Here is a 15,169-nt window from a genome sequence, read left to right on the forward strand (position 1 = left end):
CAGTGAAGGAGCCTTCTTGAACGTCTCAGGTGTCTTCCCGGACCTCGCCCAGATCGGGGACTTCGGTCCACCGCGCAGCGAGCTCGGTGTCGGCTCGCTGATGCCCTGGAACGGCCTGCTCTATGTGCAGAACTACAACTCGCACAAGGCCGCGAGCGGGGGCGGGGTGAGCCTGCGCCGGATCGCGCCCGACTTCTCGATGGAGATCGTCGCGGAGACCCTCGGCGTGGACGGCACCTACACCAACCGGTTCGTGCACTTCCCGACGTCGAAGCTGGTGCTCGGTCCGCACGTGATCGACCAGGACCACAAGATCACCACGATCCCCGAGCTCCAGCCGCTGCGGGTCTGCGGCACGGCCCGGCACCTCACCAAGCCGGACACCCACGTCTACGTGCTGGCGATGGAAGGCGAGCTTTTCGAGCTGGACCTGACCAGCTACGAGTGCGTCCAGCTCTTCGACCTCAACGAGGAGCTGGGCACCGAAGGAGAGATGAAGGTCCACTACAAGGACTGCTACTCCAGCTTCGGACGGCTCGTCGTCTGCTCCAACGAGTACGACGAGCAGGACTGGGCGGGCCACCGCTCGCAGGGCCGCCTCGCGGAGTACGACGGAACGCAGTGGCGGGTGATCGCCGAGAAGCCGTTCACCGGCATCGGTGGTCGGCACGAGTTCGGCGGCACCATCTTCGCCACCGGGTGGGACCAGGCCTCGGCCATCCTCGAGGTGTTCACCGAGTCCGACCAGCAGTGGACCCGGTACCGGCTGCCGAAGGCGTCGCACTGCTTCGACCACAAGTGGCAGACCGAGTGGCCGCGGATTCGCGAGGTCGAGCACGAGCGCCTGCTGATGGATCACCACGGCATGTTCTACGAGCTGTCGCCCTGGGCGTACGGCGGCAGGATCTGGGGAGTGCGGCCGATCTCCACCCATCTGTGGGTGCTCGGCGACTTCTGCTCATGGCGCGGCATGCTCGTCGCCGGCGCCGACAACGCCTCCCCGAGCCACGGACTCAACCCGACCACCGCGGAGCCGCAGTCCGGCCTGTGGTTCGGCAAGACCGACGACCTGTGGAACTTCGGCAAACCCGCCGGTTGGGGTGGCCCGTGGTGGGAGACCCCGGTGACCGCGGGAGAGCCGTCCGACCCGTACCTGATGACCGGTTTCGACAACAAGTGCCTGCACCTGGAGAACTTCGGCGAGCAGCCGATGACCGTGACGGTCGAGATCGACTTCCACGGGCACGGCCGGTTCGGTGCCACCGAGGCGATCACGGTCGAGCCCGGCAAGATCCACACCCACGTCTTCCCGGCCGGGTTCAGCGCGCACTGGGTGCGGCTGGTCAGCGATGTCGACGGAGTTGCGAGTGCCCAGTTCATCTATACGTGATGATCGCGGGATGGGATCAGAGATGGACAGCGACAAACCCTCCCGGGCCGACACCCCGAGCCCCTTGCAGGTGGTCAGACGGGCCCTGCCCGAGCTGAACGGCGCCATGCAACGGGTCGCCGAGCACATCCTCGCCAACCCTGACGAGGTGGCCCGGGGATCCATCACCAAGCTGGCCGAGGCGGCGCAGACCTCGGCGGCCACGGTGACCCGGCTGTCGACCCACCTGGGCTTCGCCGGGTACCCGGCGCTCCGGGCCGCGATCGCGATGGAGATCGGCCGCGGCCTGGAAGCCGGCTGGACGAGTGACATCGGCCTGGCCATCGGTCCGGCCGATCCGCCCGAGCAGGTGCTCGGAGTACTGGCCAGCACGCAGGCCAACGCGCTCCGCAACGCGCTCGCGTCCATCGATCTGCCGGCCGCCTCCCAGGTGGCCGACGCGATCGCGGGTGCCCGGCGTACCCATATCTACGGCGAGTGGGGCGACGCGATCCCGGCGCGCGAGCTCTACATCCGGCTGCTCCGGATCGGCATCCCGGTCTGGTTCTTCGACGGACCGCAGTCGGCGCAGATCGCGGCCGGACTGCTGGGCGACGGTGACGTCGCGCTCGTGGTCTCGCGGTCCGGCACCGACCCGGCGACGCTCGAGTTCGTCCGCCGCTCGAAGGTCGAGGGCGCGCTCACGGTCGCCATCACCGGCGTAGCGGACTCCCCGATCGGCGAGCTCGCCGAGATCTGCTTCGACACCGGTACTCCGGTGGGCGGTACCTGGACCGAGTTCTTCGCCGGGCGAGCCAGCGACACCCTCACCGCTGGGCTGCTCTTCGTCCTGGTCGCCCAGCGGATACCCGACCACCTCACCGCGAACCACCCGAACGGACCGGGACAGCCGGTCGTGCACCCAGACCCTCCACCCCGAAGGTGATTGCATGCAGCAGCTCCACGTCCACTCCGATCTGACCGTCGTGGGCGGTGGCCTGGCCGGCGTCTGTGCCGCGATCGGCGCCGCCCGGCAAGGCAGTACCGTCGCCCTGATCCAGAACCGGCCGGTGCTCGGTGGCAACTCCTCCAGCGAGGTACGGGTCTGGGTCTGCGGGGCCACCGCGCACGGCGTCCAGCACTTCGCCCGCGAGACGGGGATCATGGGCGAGCTCTTTGTCGAGAACCAGTTCCGCAACCCCGAGGGCAACCCGTACTACTGGGACCTCGTAGTACTGGAGGCCGTCCGGGCCGAGCCGAACATCACGCTCTACCTCAACACCGACGTCCGGACCGTCGAGGCGTCCGGCCCGGCAGACGACCGGGTGATCGACTCGGCGACCGGGTGGCAGATGGGCTCGGAGAAGGAGATCCTCTTCACCAGTCCGGTGTTCCTCGACTGCACCGGCGACGGCCTGGTCGGTCACCTGGCCGGCGCGGAGTACCGGACCGGCCGCGAGCCGCGTTCGGAGTACGGCGAATCGTGGGCGCCGGAGGTGCCGGACGGCAACACCCTAGGCAGCACGATCCTCTTCTACAGCAAGGACGTCGGCCACCCGGTGAAGTACGTGCCGCCGTCGTTCGCGAAGGACATCACCAAGACCTCCATCCCGGAACGCCGGGTGATCCGGACCGAGGCCAACGGCTGCGCCTACTGGTGGATCGAGTGGGGCGGCGAGCGGGACGTCGTCGACGACAACGAACTGATCCGCGACGAGCTCCAGGCCGTGGTCTACGGAATCTGGGACCACATCAAGAACTCCGGCTTGTACGACGCCGACAACCTCACGCTCGAGTGGATCGGCTCGGTCCCGGGCAAACGGGAGTACCGGCGGTTCCTGGGGGATCACGTGCTCACACAGCACGAGGTCCTCGGACAGGAGTTGTTCGAGGACCGGGTGGCCTTCGGCGGCTGGTCGATCGACCTGCACCCGCCGGGTGGGATGTACGCGACCGAGCGCGGGTCGAAGCACTGGCACCCGGACGGGAACTACCACATCCCGTTGCGGTCGCTGTACTCGCGCAACGTGCGGAACCTGTGGATGGCCGGGCGCAACATCAGTGCGAGTCACGTGGCGTTCGGGACCACCCGGGTGATGGCGACCTGCGCAGTACTGGGTGAGGCTGCCGGGGTCGCGGCGGCCGTCGCCTCGCAGGCTGGGGTGACTCCGCGTGAGGTGGCGACTGAGCGATTCGACTTGGTGCGGAAGGCGTTGCACCGTGCGGACGCGTCCGTTCTCGGGGTGGAGGACGCGGATCCGGCGAACCTCGCGCTTGCCGCTTCGGTCACGGCCTCGTCGAGCTTGCGGCGGATGGCTGTGGAGGTGTCCGCGGGGACCCGGGCGCTCGACACGGATCTGGCGATGGTGCTGCCGGTCGATCCTCGGCTGGATGGGCTGGAGCTGTTGGTGGATGCGACCGCGGCAACGACGTTCACGGTCGAGCTGCACGATCCGTTGAAGCCGCAGAACTACCTGCCGCTGTGGAAGCTCGCGGAGTGGACGGTCGAGGTCGCGGCCGGGGAGAAGCGGTGGGTGCGGATTCCCGTGCAGTGGCGGCCGGATCAGCCGCAGAACGCGGTCGTAGTAGTGAAAGAGAACGCGGCGTTGTCCGTGCACGTGGCGGACTCCGCGCTGCCGGGGACGATCTGCTTCGCGCATCGGGCCCCGGAGCCGGACGAGCAGTACACCGAGCAGTTCCGGGAGTGGAAGCACATCCTGCCGCGTGGGGGTCTGTGCTTCCGGCTTGGTGCGGAGACGGCCGCTTACTCGCCTGAGAAGGTCGTCGGCGGCTTCGCTCGTCCTTATGGCGGCCCGCAGATGTGGGTGTCGGAGGACCTGGCGTGGGATCCGTCGCCGGCGGTCGAGCTGGCCTGGGCGGAGCAGGTGGAGATCGGGGAGGTGACGGTGATTCTGGACGACGATGTCGAGGAGGACCTGATCAACCTGCATCACCACCGGACGCCTTTCGACGTACTGCCGACGCTGGTGCGGGAGTACGAAGTACAGGTCGCCGATGACGATGGCGAGTGGCAGACCGTTGCCTCGGTGACCGGCAATCGCCGACGTCGGCAGACGCATCGCCTGACTGCCCGGGCTGCGAAGTTGCGGGTGCTGGTCGGCGCGACCAACGGAGCAACGCGCGCTCATCTCGTCTCTGTGCGGGTCTATGCCGCCTGATCCCAGCACCCGTACACCCCACCCGTGATCGTGGCCGACGGCGATGGCTCCCCGTCCACGGTCTGGGGTATGCTTCTTGATGCCCCAGGCAATAGCTTGCGGGAAGTGAACCCGGCAGCCATCCGGACGGTTGGTGAGCCGGGTTTTGCGCGTTCAAAGCCGCCTGAGGCAGCAGTACGACGCGACCGCCTGACGCCACTCACCGCCCTTCGCCCAGGCCCAGACCACTGCATCCGGGATCCACAGCAGAGGATCCAGATGCGGCGCGAGCAGCTCGTACTGCAAGCTGTCGGCACAGCCGTACCGCCGAACGGCCTGGAAGAGCACCCGAGCGTCGAACTCCAGCGTGGACTCGTCCCGCTCGATCACCAGCCGCTCAGTCGTCTCGGCGGCATCCTCGACGATTGCCGTCAAGCAGAACTTCCGACCTGCTGCATCGGCTTTCGCCGTGGCGTAGAGCTTGACCGTGAGGTCGAGTTCGTCGATCACGGACAGGATCTTGCGCTGGCGGGCTGGTGACTCCTTCTGGAAGTGGAGGCGGCGCTGACGCGGCATCAGCAGTCCCGAGATCAGTTGGCGGTTGGCTCTGACATCGGTAGCAGAGCATGCGGCGGCCGCCATCAGGAGGCCTCGGGACTTGTTCTCGTCGACGAAGACGTGCAGGGGCATGGGGAGAGTGACTCGTTCAGAGGCGCCAGGATTTGTTGTTGAGGTGCAGCCAGCGGAGGAAGTGTTTGGCTTGGCGTTGGGTGCTCAGGGGGCCGGTCAGGAGGTCTGCGGCGATCTGGGCCGGAGCTGCGGTGCGGAGGTTGGTAGGGCGGGTTCGGGCTCGGGTGAAGACGATGTCGGTTGCCGGCTCGGCGAGGAGGACGTTGGCGTGGGGGCCTGCGGGGCTGAGGTTCCAGGCTTCGGCGGCGGCGTTTGCGTCCGGGGTGTAGATCATCGCGGAGCGCGAGGCGGTGCCGTCGGCCCAGTGAGCAGCGGCGAGTGGGCCGGTGACCGCATGGGGGACTCCCACGGTGTGGATCCGGGTCAGCAGCGGTTCCAGGCCGCGGGGTGCATTCCAGCGGGTCAGGCGGCTGTTGCGGATGAAGCCGAGGTCGTCGGTCCAGCGACGGAGCAGCGGTGCCCAGTCCGGTACTGCGATGGCGCCGGGTGAATGGCGTGCCACGAGATCTTCAGCCTCGAGCAGGTCGACGATTCGGTGGACCTGCGGGGTGGGGATCTTCGTGATCGAGACGAGATCGCGGGTTGTCCAGAGGCCGTTGTAGTCGAGCAGCGCTCTGATGACGGCGGCTGCGGGGGCTCCCTGCAGCGTTCCGGGTGAGCTCGAGCTTTGCCAGGGATCACGGTCGGTGCCGCGGTCGGAGATGAACAGGTCGGGGTGCGTCAGATTCAGCAGCACGTTGCCGGTGGCATCTGCGTAGCCGAGACCCGCTTCCGTCAGGCGCCGGCGCACCGGCGCGGTCAGCCGCCCGGTGACGATCACGGTCGGACAGCCCGGCGTCTGCGGCTGCTTGCGAAGCCGGGAGACGTCCTGGGCGGTGACCTCTTCGGGGTGGATCGACAGGAGTAGGCGGCCGGACAGTCCGTCCGGCGCAGTGACGATCACCGGCTCTGTCGGCGCGACCCGCCAACCGTGGGGGAGCCGGTTGGCCAGGAGTATCAGGGCGGTGGCTCGGAGGGCGTCGATGGTGAGGGGCACCTCGTCCACGGCAGCGACCTTTCGATGGGGGGTGGTCAGCGGGTTGGCAGCTGGAGGGTGATGACGGGGGTCCAGTGGTAGAGGTGGGGGGAGCGGGTGAGGGTGATGAGGGAGACGGACGCGAGGGTGGTCGTGGCCGTGTGGGCGGGGGCCGCGGCCAGGTGGGCGAGTAGGGGTGCGGCGGGGGCTGGGGTGGTGAAGTAGCCGAGGGTGATGTGGGGGTTGAGGGCAGGGAGTTCGGGGACGGCGTCGGGGCCCCAGACATCGGCGATGGCGGCGCGGATCGTGTTGCGGAGGCGTTGGAGCGGTTCGGCCGGGGTGACGGGCAGTTGCACGGTCTCCGGGTCGACCACGGCCGGGCCGATCGTCACGTCGAAGGGCGAGAAGCGCTCCAGCCGGCTCTCGGCGGCCTCGGTGATCGCCCGCAGCTCGCCCGGCTCCACCCGGTCCGCGAAGCCGACACCCTGCAGGGTCAGGTGCAACCACTCGAGCGGTACCGGCGCGATCCCGGGCATCGTCGCAATCACCGGCTCGTACGCCGAGAACAGCCGCGCGACGGCGCAGTCGCCGGCGAAGGTCAGGTGCCACGTATAGAAGGAGCGGTCCTCGCGCCAGCCGGGACGCAGGTACCAGTGGTCGCGGACTTCGTCGAACATCTCGGGGCTCCCGTCAGTCGAGCCGGCCGCGCGTGGTCGCGGGGCGGCGGGTGAACTCGCGGATGCCTTCGTGCATCGCGCGGGCCTTCGGTTCTTCGGCGTACCGCTCGGTCCTGGTGATCGCCGCGACCTCGCTAATCCGATGGATCAACGGCCGGACGCGGTACTCCGTGGGGGTGGCGAGCACGGCGCCGAGTGCCTCCAGCGCGCCGTCCAGCTCGCCGAGTTCGAGGCGCGCCTTCACCTGCTGCAGGCGGACCATCCGCTCGGACCCGTAGTTGCGCAGGGCATGCGGAGCCGCCTCGAACAGCGCGACCCCCAGGTCGGCATGGGCGAGCGTGTACTGCGCTTCGCCGAGTGCCAGGTGGGCGTCGGACCAGATCCCCTCGGCGCGTTCCGGAGTACAGAGGAAGGGTCCGCCGAGCTCGGTCAGGCCCGGCCTGATCCTGGTGTGCTTCGCGTTGTGCAGGGCGTCTCGGGCGTCGTCGATGCGGCCGCATCGCGCCAGGTCCACTGCTGCCACGCTCGCGAGGAACAGCGCGGACGTGCCCGCGGCGTACTGGAGTCCGTCCTCGGCATACCGCGCGGCGCGGGTGAAGTCGTCCTGCCAGAAGGCGGCCGTGTGCTGGGTGGCGCGAACCCAGGCGCGGAGCTCGTCGTTGCCGGCTGCCTCGGCGCAGGCCCAGGCGGTCCGGGTGTGGCTCTCGGCGATGTCCGGCCGGCCGAGGTCCACCGACATCCAGCCGAGCAGCGTGAGCGCCCAGCCGGCCGCGGCGTACAGGTCGCGCGTCTGGCTCGGTGGCTGCCGCCCGGCGAGCAGCCGGAACGCGCGGTCGCGGATCGCCCGGCAGCGCAGGAAGAGCGGCTTGGTGGGCACCTTGAGGTAGTTCTGCGCGATCCGGCGGATGTCCGCGTGCAGTTGCTCGACGGTGAGGTCGCCGACGTTCGACTCCTCCGCCAGCGCCAGCAGCGCGACCGACTCGTCGCCCGCGTCGACCACGTCGTCCTCGAGCCCGATCGTCGAGCAACTGGTCAGGTCGAGATCGAGCTGACCGGCCGCGCCCGGCGGCGGGGCGAAGCCGATCTCGTTGTCGGTGGCAACGCTCAGGACGTACCGCAGCCCGGACCGGTACGCCGCGCCCGGCCAGCGCACCGCACCGCGTTCGAGCTTGGCGATGTAGTGCCCGTCCAGGTCGTACTGCGTATCGGTGGTCTCCCACAACCAGGTGCAGACGGCCTCCGCCAGCTCCGCGCGGGACATGTGTTCACCTGGTGCGCGGCGCGACGGGGTCCGCTCCCGCGCCGCCCGCAACAACCCGTTGGACTCTGACATGGCCGCCACTGTAGGGGGCCGAACACGCTCCGCGACGGCCGAAAAGGCCCCTGTGGACGACTTGCCCCACGATGCCCCGAGATGCCCCGCGATGGCCCGGATCCCTGCCCCGCAAGAAGGTCTCCCCACGCCACCACTCGGTGCGCTATGGGGTCACCCCCTAGGGTGTGCGGTGTGGCTGAAGAGGCGATCACTACGTTGCGTGCGGAGCTCCGGAGCTTCGGCCGGGCCGAGGAAGGGTTCGCGCTGCTGGAAATGTTCCTCGAGGTCGCGCTGCCGCGGCTGAGCGACACGGTGATCGACCCGCGCGGCCTGGTGCTGCCGAACGAGATGACCGACGACCGTGCGGTGGTGCAGGGGCTGATCGACGAGATCGCCGCCGACCGGGAGCCGGCGCGGCGCCTGCTGACCGCGGCCGAGCGCTCCTATGACGTCGGGGACGAGCAGAGCCGCTGGGACTTCACTCGGCTCGCCTACTGCTCCGCCTCGGCCTCCGTCTGGAGCAAGGGCAGGCGCACCACGTACTTCGAGGTGGTGCACCACGACCGAGCCACCTACTGGCTCCCGGACAGCCTCAAGGCGGAGTACTTCGATCGCATCTCCACCAAGGGCTGGGCCATCCCGGAGGCGTGGCTCCAGGCGATCCCCAAGCAGCCCAAGCCCTGGTGGAAGCGCGGGCGCTAGCCGACGGCTGGTAGCCGCTCGAGCGCCTTGGCCACGGATGCCTGGAGTTCGGCGTCGTCCCAGGCTCGGTCGGTCATCGCGCCGGACAGGTACGCGTCGTACGCGGCCAGGTCCAGGTGACCGTGTCCGCACAGGGCAGTCAGGATGACCTTCTCCTCGCCGGACTCCTTGCACCGCTGGGCTTCCTCGATCGTGGCGGCCAGCGCGTGGGTCGGCTCCGGCGCCGGCACGATGCCCTCGGCCCGGGCGAACAGCACGCCCGCGGCGAAGCACTCGGACTGCGCCTTGGCGATCGCCTCGATCTCGCCGGTCTCGTAGAGGTGGCTGATCAGCGGGCTCATCCCGTGGTACCGCAGGCCGCCGGCGTGGATCGGGTCCGGGACGAAGTCGTGCCCGAGGGTGTGCATCTTCATCAGCGGCGTCATCCCGATGGTGTCGCCGAAGTCGTAGGCGTAGGTGCCCTGGGTCAGCGACGGGCAGGCCTCGGGCTCCACCGCGCGCACCACCGGCGCCATCCGCCCGGCCCATTTCTCCCGCAGGAACGGGAACGCCAGGCCGCCGAAGTTCGAGCCACCGCCGGTGCAGCCGACCAGCAGGTCCGGGGTCTCGCCGACCATCGAGAGCTGGATCAGGGCTTCCTCGCCGATGATCGTCTGGTGCAGCAGGACGTGGTTCAGCACGCTGCCGAGCGCGTAGTGGATGGTCGGGTCCTGCAAGGCCATCTCGACCGCCTCGCTGATCGCGATGCCCAGCGAGCCGGTGGAGTCTGGGTCCTCGGCCAGGATCTTGCGGCCGGACTCGGTGAGCTCGGACGGGCTCGGGTGCACGGTCGCCCCGAAGACCTCCATCATCGTCCGCCGGTACGGCTTCTGGTCGTACGACGCCCGCACCTGCCAGACCTCGCACTCCAGCCCGTACTGCGCGCACGCGAACGCCAGGGCGGTTCCCCACTGGCCCGCGCCGGTCTCGGTGGTCAGCTTCCGGATCCCGGCCTTCGCGTTGTAGTAGGCCTGCGGGACCGCGGTGTTCGGCTTGTGCGAGCCGGCCGGGGAGACACCTTCGTACTTGTAGTAGATCCGGGCCGGCGTATCGAGCGCCTTCTCCAGCCGGTGTGCCCGGTAGAGCGGGCTCGGACGCCACAACCGGTACACGTCGAGCACCTCACCAGGGATGTCGACGTACTGGTCCTGCGAAACCTCCTGCAGGATCAGGTCCATCGGGAACAGCGGCGCCAGGTCGTCCGGCCCCACCGGCTGCCCGGTGCCCGGATGGAGCACCGCCGGCGGTGGTGTCGGCAGATCGTGCAGCACGTTGTACCAGCGAGTCGGCAGCTCTTCCTCAGGCAGCAGGATCTTGGTCGGCATCATCTCCGCAAAGTAAGGCCGCCCCCAGACCCCGCGCAATCCCCGCCCCGTGCGATCGGGTGGGGTGGGTCCGGCCGGCGGCTAGTACGCGGGCTCTGGTGCGGGCGAGTGTGCGGGCTGGGTAACGCCGAGCCAGGTGTCGATGTCGGTCAGGAGGAGCTTCTGTACTTCGGCCGGTGCGGTGGACGCGAGCACCGACCCGCGCGCCAGATCCGCAAGCTCGGCATCGGTGAAGCCGTGCACGCTGCGGGCGGTCTCGTACTGCTCGGCGAGGCGGGAACCGAACAGCAGCGGGTCGTCCGCTCCCAGGGCGATCCGAGCGCCCGCCTCGTACAGCTGCCGCAGCGGGACGTCTTCCGCACGCGGGTAGACGCCGAGCGAGACATTGGATGCCGGGCAGACCTCCAGGGCGACCTGGGCGTCGACCAGGCGCTTCAACAGGTCCGGGTCCTCGACCGATCGCACGCCGTGGCCGATCCGCCCCGCTCCGAGCTCGTCGAGGCACGTCCGCACCGTCGCCGGCCCGCACAGCTCGCCACCGTGCGGAGTCGCCAGCAGCCCGGCGTTCCGCGCGATCCGGAAAGCCGGGGCGAACTCCGACGTGGTCCCGCGCCGCTCGTCGTTGGACAACCCGAACCCGACGACACCACGTCCGACGTACTGCGCCGCGAGGCGGGCGAGGGTGCGCGCGTCGAGCGGGTGCCTGGTCCGGTTCGCCGCGATGACCACCTGTACTGCGATGCCGGTGGCGGCGGCCGCGTCACGGGCGGCATCCAGCACCAGATCGGTGAAGTCGGTGATCCCGTGGAAGCGGTTCGCGTAGCCGGAGGGGTCGACCTGGATCTCCAGCCAGCGGGACCCGTCGGCCCGGTCGTCCTCGGCGGCCTCGCGGACCAGCCGGCGCACGTCGTCCTCGGTCCGCAGTACGGAACGAGCGATGTCGTAGAGGCGCTGGAACCGGAACCAGCCGCGCTCGTCGGCCGCGGAAAGCTCCGGCGGCCAGTCGGTGCGGAGGGCGTCGGGCAGCCGGACGCCGTGCTTGTCGGCCAGCTCGACCAGCGTCAGGTGCCGCATCGAGCCGGAGAAGTGCAGGTGCAGGTGGGTCTTCGGCAGCAGCCGCAGGTCCCGATCCGTCATCACAGAAGGTTACCGAGACATAGCCCGACCCACGAAACCGGCCCGCTCACCTGACGGCCGCGGCGGGAAAGTGGCCGGGCGGACGCGGCAGGAGTTCTGCCGCGTCCGCCCGGGGTGATCAGGTGGTGGTCAGCTCAGGAGCTTGGCGATGCGGGAGACGCCTTCGGTGAGGTCGGCGTCGCCTAGCGCGTACGAAAGACGCAGGTACCCCGGGGCCCCGAACGCCTCGCCCGGGACGACCGCGACCTCGGCGTCGTCGAGGATGATCGAGGCGAGCTCGGCGGACGTGGTGGGGGTCCGGCCGTTGATCTCCCGGCCGAGCACACCCTTGACCGACGGGTACGCGTAGAACGCCCCGGTCGGCTCCGGGCACTCGACGCCGGGGATCTCGTTCAGCATCTGCACCATCGTCTTGCGGCGCCGGTCGAAGGCGACCTTCATCTCGTCGACGGCGCTCAGGTCGCCGGTCAGCGCGGCGATCGCGGCCCGCTGGGCGACGTTGCAGACGTTCGAGGTCTGGTGCGACTGCAGGTTCGTCGCGGCCTTGATGACGTCCTTCGGACCGATCATCCAGCCGACCCGCCAGCCGGTCATCGCGTACGTCTTGGCGACCCCGTTCAGCACCACGGTCCGGTCCGCGAGCTCCGGTACGGCGACCGGCATCGAGGTGGACCTGGTGTCGCCGTAGGTGAGGTGCTCGTAGATCTCGTCGGTGATCACCCAGAGGTCGTGCTCCAGCGCCCAGCGGCCGATCGCCTCGACCGCCTCCGGGGAATCCACCGCGCCGGTCGGGTTCGACGGCGAGCAGAACAGCAGCGCCTTCGTCTTCTCGGTCCGGGCCGCCTCGAGCTGCTCGACGGTGACCAGGTAGTTCTGGCTCTCGTCCGCCAGCACCTCGACCGGCACGCCGCCGGCCAGCTGGATCGTCTCCGGGTAGGTGGTCCAGTACGGCGCCGGCAGCAGCACCTCGTCGCCCGGGTCGAGCAGCGTCGCGAACGTGTTGTAGACGGCGTGCTTGCCGCCGTTGGTCACCAGGACCTGCGCGGCCTCGATCTCGTATCCGGAATCCCGCTTCGTCTTGTCGACGATCGCCTGCTTCAGCTCGGGCAACCCGCCGGCCGGGCTGTAGCGGTGGTTCTTCGGATCGCGGGCGGCCACCACGGCGGCCTCGACGATGTAGTCAGGCGTCGGGAAGTCCGGTTCGCCGGCGCCGAAGCCGATCACCGGGCGGCCGGCCGCCTTGAGGGCCTTCGCCTTCGCGTCGACAGCGAGGGTGGCCGATTCACTGATTGCACCGATACGTGCGGAGATGCGGGAGACCATGGCTCCCATCCTGGCACTGCCGCCCTGGCCCTGACATCTGGGTATCACCTGCTGACCGTCCGTGCCTCTCCGCCCGCCGCAAGGTGGTGCCCCGGGCCTGATCGGAACTGTCGCGAGCCCCCTGGCGTTGGGTGCTGCGTGGAGACGGTATGGTTCTGCCCGCAGTACGACGTCCGGCCGGAAGTGCACGGGAGTTTGGCGCCGTGGCGGGGAGCCGGAGCGGCCTGGGGCTCAGTTCGACCAGGTGGCCCCGACCCCGTACACTCTTCTAGTCCGGGCGTAGATGGCCCTGACTCGGCATGCCCGAGATCAGGTCCAGCGGCGTTCGGAACTTTGCAGAGGGCACTAGCTCAACTGGCAGAGCATCGGTCTCCAAAACCGAAGGTTGGGGGTTCAAGTCCCTCGTGCCCTGCAAATCCTGACCGGCGAAGGGCCGGCCAGGCCGCTGCTAGCGAAAGAGGTAGGTCGTGACGGAGACGCGCACCCCGGCACCGTCCGGCGCCGGCAAGCCTGCGGAGAGCAAGTCGGGCAACCGCCTGCTGCGCTTCTACCGCCAGGTGGTCGCCGAGCTCCGCAAGGTCGTCTGGCCGACCCGCAAGCAGCTTTCCACCTACTTCGTGGTCGTCCTGACCTTCGTGGTGTTCGTCATCGCGATCGTGTCGGTGCTCGACCTCGCCTTCGGCTGGGCGATGTTCAAGATCTTCGGCTGATCCCGGCCGCCCCGAACCACCAGCCCGAGCTCACCGGTTCCACCACCCCGATGCACAGATGACGGAGTACAACGTGTCCGACCAGCGCGACGACGAGGTCCTCGACGTGGAGGACGAGTTCGACGTATCCGCTGACTCCGACGACGATCTCGACTTCGACTCGGACGACGATGACGACGACGACCTGTTCAAGGCCGACGACGCCGACCCGTTCGTGGAGCTCGACGTAGAGGCCTCCGTCGACGAGGACGATGACGACGTGCCGGTCGCCGCGGACAGCGAGTACTCCGCCGACGACGAGGCCGAGGACGGCCCGGCGGACTCCGACGACTCCGACGACGAGCCGGTGGTGGTCGTCGCGGCCGCCAACGCCGCCGAGGACGACGAGGTGGTGACCGAGGCGGACATCGAGGACGCCACGGACGAGCTGGCCGCCGAGACCGCCGAGACCGCGCCGGACGACACCACCGAGCCCGAGACCGAGCCCGACGAGGTCGTCTACGCCAGCGACGAGGCTCCCGAGGCCGTCGCCGACGTGACCGAGGCCGAGGTCGAAGAAGTGGTCGCCGAGGAGGTCGAGCCGGAGGAGCCGGGCGACCCGCTGGAGGAACTGCGCAGCACGCTGCGCTCCCAGATCGGCGACTGGTACGTGGTGCACACGTACTCAGGGATGGAGAACCGGGTCAAGGGCAACCTGGAGAACCGGATCAACTCCCTGAACATGGAGGACTACATCTTCGAGATCGTCGTGCCGACCGAAGAGGTCGCCGAGATCAAGAACGGGCAGCGCCGGATGGTCAAGCGCACCGTGCTCCCCGGCTACGTGCTGGTCCGGATGGACCTGACGGACGAGTCCTGGTCGACCGTGCGGCACACGCCGTCGGTGACCGGCTTCGTCGGGAACAGCCAGAAGCCCGTCCCGCTCAGCCTCGAAGAGGTCGAGAAGATGCTCGCTCCGGCCGTCGTGGCGGCGGCCGAGGCGGCGGCTGCCGAGACCGGTGCCGCACCCACCAAGACCGCGGCCAAGAAGAAGGTCGAGGTCGCCGACTTCGGTGTGGGCGACTCGGTCATGGTGGTCGACGGGCCGTTCGCGACCCTGCACGCCACGATCACGGAGATCAATGCCGACGCCCAGCGGATCAAGGCGCTGGTGGAGATCTTCGGCCGGGAGACCCCGGTGGAACTCAGCTTCAGCCAGATCCAGAAAGTCTAAGGACCCGAGAGAATGCCTCCCAAGAAGAAGATCGCTGCCCTCGTGAAGGTGCAGCTCCAGGCCGGTGCCGCGACGCCGGCCCCGCCGGTCGGTACCGCGCTCGGTCCGCACGGCGTCAACATCATGGAGTTCTGCAAGGCGTACAACGCCCAGACGGAGTCCATGCGCGGAAACGTCGTGCCGGTCGAGATCACCATCTACGAAGACCGCTCCTTCACCTTCATCACCAAGACGCCGCCGGCGCCGGAGATGATCAAGAAGGCCGCGGGCCTGCAGAAGGGTTCGGCCGTCCCGCAGAAGGACAAGGTCGGCAAGATCACCAAGGACCAGGTCCGCGAGATCGCCACCACCAAGATGCCGGACCTGAACGCGCGCGACATCGACGCCGCGATGAAGATCATCGAGGGCACCGCCCGCTCGATGGGTGTCGTCGTCGAGAAATAAGTCCCGCGGCCCGGCCGTTGGACAGGTAGTACGGAACAGCAGTTGTGGCAGG

The 15,169-nt window shown here is 68.9% G+C and carries 14 protein-coding genes and 1 tRNA gene; 8 read left to right on the forward strand and 7 right to left on the reverse strand.

The window, feature by feature from the left end:
- The first annotated feature begins 16 nt into the window (after positions 1–16).
- The 3 genes from ACFPJ1_RS29700 to ACFPJ1_RS29710 are packed head-to-tail and all read left to right on the forward strand — an operon-like array spanning position 17 to position 4,548.
- On the forward strand, positions 17–1,390 hold the full coding sequence (locus ACFPJ1_RS29700; protein ID WP_380108895.1) for a hypothetical protein: 1,374 nt from the start codon (positions 17–19) through the stop codon (positions 1,388–1,390).
- Between the two features lie 10 nt (positions 1,391–1,400).
- Complete coding sequence (locus ACFPJ1_RS29705; protein ID WP_380108897.1) at positions 1,401–2,315, forward strand: MurR/RpiR family transcriptional regulator; 915 nt, start codon at positions 1,401–1,403, stop codon at positions 2,313–2,315.
- Positions 2,316–2,319: 4 nt separating this feature from the next.
- Positions 2,320–4,548 (forward strand): FAD-dependent oxidoreductase, encoded by a 2,229-nt coding sequence (locus tag ACFPJ1_RS29710; RefSeq protein WP_380108898.1) that lies wholly within the window; start codon positions 2,320–2,322, stop codon positions 4,546–4,548.
- A gap of 153 nt (positions 4,549–4,701) precedes the next feature.
- Here the strand turns inward: ACFPJ1_RS29710 and ACFPJ1_RS29715 are convergent, their stop codons facing one another.
- The 4 genes from ACFPJ1_RS29715 to ACFPJ1_RS29730 are packed head-to-tail and all read right to left on the reverse strand — an operon-like array spanning position 4,702 to position 8,242.
- Entirely contained in the window at positions 4,702–5,217 is a 516-nt protein-coding gene (locus ACFPJ1_RS29715) for a hypothetical protein (protein ID WP_380108900.1), read from the reverse strand.
- A gap of 16 nt (positions 5,218–5,233) precedes the next feature.
- Positions 5,234–6,262, reverse strand: coding sequence for a hypothetical protein (locus tag ACFPJ1_RS29720; RefSeq protein WP_380108901.1), 1,029 nt, complete (start codon positions 6,260–6,262; stop codon positions 5,234–5,236).
- Positions 6,263–6,288: 26 nt separating this feature from the next.
- Positions 6,289–6,909, reverse strand: a complete 621-nt coding sequence (locus ACFPJ1_RS29725) for a 2'-5' RNA ligase family protein (protein ID WP_380108903.1) — start codon at positions 6,907–6,909, stop codon at positions 6,289–6,291.
- A 13-nt stretch (positions 6,910–6,922) separates the two neighbouring features.
- A complete protein-coding gene (locus ACFPJ1_RS29730) occupies positions 6,923–8,242 on the reverse strand; it encodes a hypothetical protein (protein WP_380108905.1) in 1,320 nt (439 codons plus the stop codon).
- Between the two features lie 174 nt (positions 8,243–8,416).
- Here ACFPJ1_RS29730 and ACFPJ1_RS29735 point away from each other — a divergent pair, with 174 nt between their 5' ends.
- Complete coding sequence (locus tag ACFPJ1_RS29735; protein WP_380108907.1) at positions 8,417–8,926, forward strand: hypothetical protein; 510 nt, start codon at positions 8,417–8,419, stop codon at positions 8,924–8,926.
- Here the strand turns inward: ACFPJ1_RS29735 and ACFPJ1_RS29740 are convergent.
- The 3 genes from ACFPJ1_RS29740 to ACFPJ1_RS29750 form a co-directional block, all read right to left on the reverse strand.
- Complete coding sequence (locus ACFPJ1_RS29740) at positions 8,923–10,293, reverse strand: TrpB-like pyridoxal phosphate-dependent enzyme (RefSeq protein WP_380108909.1); 1,371 nt, start codon at positions 10,291–10,293, stop codon at positions 8,923–8,925. The genes ACFPJ1_RS29735 and ACFPJ1_RS29740 overlap by 4 nt on opposite strands.
- Positions 10,294–10,371: 78 nt before the next feature.
- The gene (locus ACFPJ1_RS29745) at positions 10,372–11,427 is read right to left on the reverse strand and encodes an adenosine deaminase (RefSeq protein ID WP_380108911.1); all 1,056 of its coding nucleotides are present in this window, start codon (positions 11,425–11,427) and stop codon (positions 10,372–10,374) included.
- A gap of 129 nt (positions 11,428–11,556) precedes the next feature.
- Positions 11,557–12,750, reverse strand: a complete 1,194-nt coding sequence (locus tag ACFPJ1_RS29750) for a pyridoxal phosphate-dependent aminotransferase (protein WP_380108913.1) — start codon at positions 12,748–12,750, stop codon at positions 11,557–11,559.
- Positions 12,751–13,089: 339 nt separating this feature from the next.
- Here ACFPJ1_RS29750 and ACFPJ1_RS29755 point away from each other — a divergent pair.
- The 4 genes from ACFPJ1_RS29755 (at position 13,090) to rplK (ending at position 15,117) form a co-directional block, all read left to right on the forward strand.
- Positions 13,090–13,162: transfer RNA gene (locus tag ACFPJ1_RS29755), tRNA-Trp, on the forward strand.
- Positions 13,163–13,217: 55 nt separating this feature from the next.
- Complete coding sequence (gene secE, locus ACFPJ1_RS29760) at positions 13,218–13,460, forward strand: preprotein translocase subunit SecE (protein WP_020388149.1); 243 nt, start codon at positions 13,218–13,220, stop codon at positions 13,458–13,460.
- Between the two features lie 346 nt (positions 13,461–13,806).
- The gene (nusG, locus tag ACFPJ1_RS29765; RefSeq protein ID WP_417498491.1) at positions 13,807–14,673 is read left to right on the forward strand and encodes a transcription termination/antitermination protein NusG; all 867 of its coding nucleotides are present in this window, start codon (positions 13,807–13,809) and stop codon (positions 14,671–14,673) included.
- A 12-nt stretch (positions 14,674–14,685) separates the two neighbouring features.
- A complete protein-coding gene (rplK, locus tag ACFPJ1_RS29770) occupies positions 14,686–15,117 on the forward strand; it encodes a 50S ribosomal protein L11 (RefSeq protein WP_132190583.1) in 432 nt (143 codons plus the stop codon).
- Positions 15,118–15,169 lie beyond the last annotated feature (52 nt).

Origin of the sequence: Kribbella qitaiheensis (genome assembly GCF_042657745.1) — a bacterium.
Classification (GTDB): domain Bacteria; phylum Actinomycetota; class Actinomycetes; order Propionibacteriales; family Kribbellaceae; genus Kribbella; species Kribbella qitaiheensis.

What these genes read in the sequence shown, in the direction of transcription:
- ACFPJ1_RS29705 (WP_380108897.1), top strand. Translation starts at nt 1,401, where the DNA reads ATGGGATCAGAGATGGACAGCGACAAACCCTCCCGGGCCGACACCCCG.
- ACFPJ1_RS29710 (WP_380108898.1), top strand. Translation starts at nt 2,320, where the DNA reads ATGCAGCAGCTCCACGTCCACTCCGATCTGACCGTCGTGGGCGGTGGC.
- ACFPJ1_RS29715 (WP_380108900.1), bottom strand. Translation starts at nt 5,217, where the DNA reads ATGCCCCTGCACGTCTTCGTCGACGAGAACAAGTCCCGAGGCCTCCTG.
- ACFPJ1_RS29725 (WP_380108903.1), bottom strand. Translation starts at nt 6,909, where the DNA reads ATGTTCGACGAAGTCCGCGACCACTGGTACCTGCGTCCCGGCTGGCGC.
- ACFPJ1_RS29730 (WP_380108905.1), bottom strand. Translation starts at nt 8,242, where the DNA reads ATGTCAGAGTCCAACGGGTTGTTGCGGGCGGCGCGGGAGCGGACCCCG.
- ACFPJ1_RS29740 (WP_380108909.1), bottom strand. Translation starts at nt 10,293, where the DNA reads ATGATGCCGACCAAGATCCTGCTGCCTGAGGAAGAGCTGCCGACTCGC.
- ACFPJ1_RS29745 (WP_380108911.1), bottom strand. Translation starts at nt 11,427, where the DNA reads ATGACGGATCGGGACCTGCGGCTGCTGCCGAAGACCCACCTGCACCTG.
- ACFPJ1_RS29750 (WP_380108913.1), bottom strand. Translation starts at nt 12,750, where the DNA reads ATGGTCTCCCGCATCTCCGCACGTATCGGTGCAATCAGTGAATCGGCC.
- rplK (WP_132190583.1), top strand. Translation starts at nt 14,686, where the DNA reads ATGCCTCCCAAGAAGAAGATCGCTGCCCTCGTGAAGGTGCAGCTCCAG.